The sequence below is a fragment of the Hyphomonas sp. UBA3601 genome, from assembly GCF_002375605.1.
In the GTDB taxonomy this organism is placed as follows: domain Bacteria; phylum Pseudomonadota; class Alphaproteobacteria; order Caulobacterales; family Hyphomonadaceae; genus Hyphomonas.
In genome coordinates this window covers 1-1357 of sequence record NZ_DFME01000062.1, presented here as the reverse complement: position 1 = coordinate 1357, position 1357 = coordinate 1, and the positions used below count along the sequence as shown (strand labels likewise).

General features: G+C 62.4%; 2 protein-coding genes. One reads left to right on the top strand and one right to left on the bottom strand.

Annotation, left to right across the window (positions count from 1 at the left end):
• Positions 1-327: hypothetical protein (locus B4F73_RS06760; protein WP_290482824.1), on the bottom strand; the 327-nt coding region annotated here is incomplete at its 3' end.
• A gap of 98 nt (positions 328-425) precedes the next feature.
• On the opposite strand from B4F73_RS06760, the gene guaA reads away from it, so the two are divergent.
• Positions 426-1357: glutamine-hydrolyzing GMP synthase (guaA, locus tag B4F73_RS06755; RefSeq protein ID WP_290481834.1), on the top strand; the 932-nt coding region annotated here is incomplete at its 3' end.

Sequence of the window (1357 nt, the reverse complement as noted above, 5' to 3'; positions counted from 1 at the left end):
AGGCGGGATCAGACCGTCCAGCCGGGCGGCATAGTCCGAGGCATAATCGGCGAGCCGGGTCTGGGCGCGCCGCAGGCCGGCCTGAACCGTAGCGGGAAGGTTCGGCATCTGGCCGGCGAGGGCGAGTGCGGCGCGATACCCGTCACTGGCGGCCTGGATATTGCCGCCCGAATGGCTGACATCGCCGAGCAAGAGCAGGCTGCCAAGATCGTTCGGGGATTGTGCCAGCACGGTGTGCAGCGTGTCGGCGGCTCCGTTCCAGTCTCCGGCGCGGGCCCGGTCGAGGGCAGCCTGTTTCAACTGGCTGAGTGAAGTCGTGTCAGTCATGACCTGATCGTCGTCCAGTTTCGGTCGCAGCGTCAATAGTGACGCGGGAACCGCCCGTAGCCTGTGGACGAATCCCTCAAGCTCGGCTATCGGGCGCCATGACTGAGCAGAGACACGAACGCGCCCTCATCGTCGATTTCGGCAGCCAGGTGACGCAACTGATCGCACGACGCCTGCGCGAGAGCGGCGTCTATTGTGAAATCCATCCTTTCAACAAGGTCGATGCGGCGTTTCTCGGCGAGTATGATCCGCAGGCCGTGATCCTGTCGGGCGGACCTTCCAGCGTGACATGGGACGACAGCCCGCGCGCCGATGATGCGATTTTTGAACTCGGCGTGCCGGTGCTTGGCATCTGTTACGGCCAGCAGGTCATGATGCAGCAACTGGGCGGCAAGGTAGAAAGCGGCACGAGCCGTGAATTCGGCCGGGCTTTCATCGAGAAGGTCGTGGACGACCCGATCCTGTCAGACCTGTTCCATTCGGGTGACAGCGAACAAGTCTGGATGAGCCATGGCGACCATGTTGCCGAGATGGCGCCGGGCTTTGGCGTAATCGCGAAATCGCCGGGCGCGCCCTATGCGATCATTTCAGACCCGGAACGCAAATTCTACGGCACGCAATTCCATCCGGAAGTCGTGCACACGGTGCATGGGCGTGAATTGCTGCGCAATTTCACGCATGGCGTCGCGGGCCTGAAGGGCGACTGGACAATGGCAGCCTACCGGGCCGAAGCCATCGAGAAGATCCGTGAGCAGGTCGGCAAGGGCCGGGTGATCTGTGGCCTGTCGGGCGGGGTGGATTCCTCGGTTGCGGCCGTGCTGATCCATGAAGCCATCGGTGACCAGCTGACCTGTGTGTATGTTGACCACGGATTGATGCGGCAGGGCGAGAGCGAGCAGGTGGTGACCCTGTTCCGCGAGCATTACAATATCCCGCTTGTCCATGTGGACGCATCGGACCTGTTCCTCGGCAAGCTGGAAGGCGTCTCGGACCCCGAACGCAAGCGCAAGATCATTGGCGGCCTGTTCAT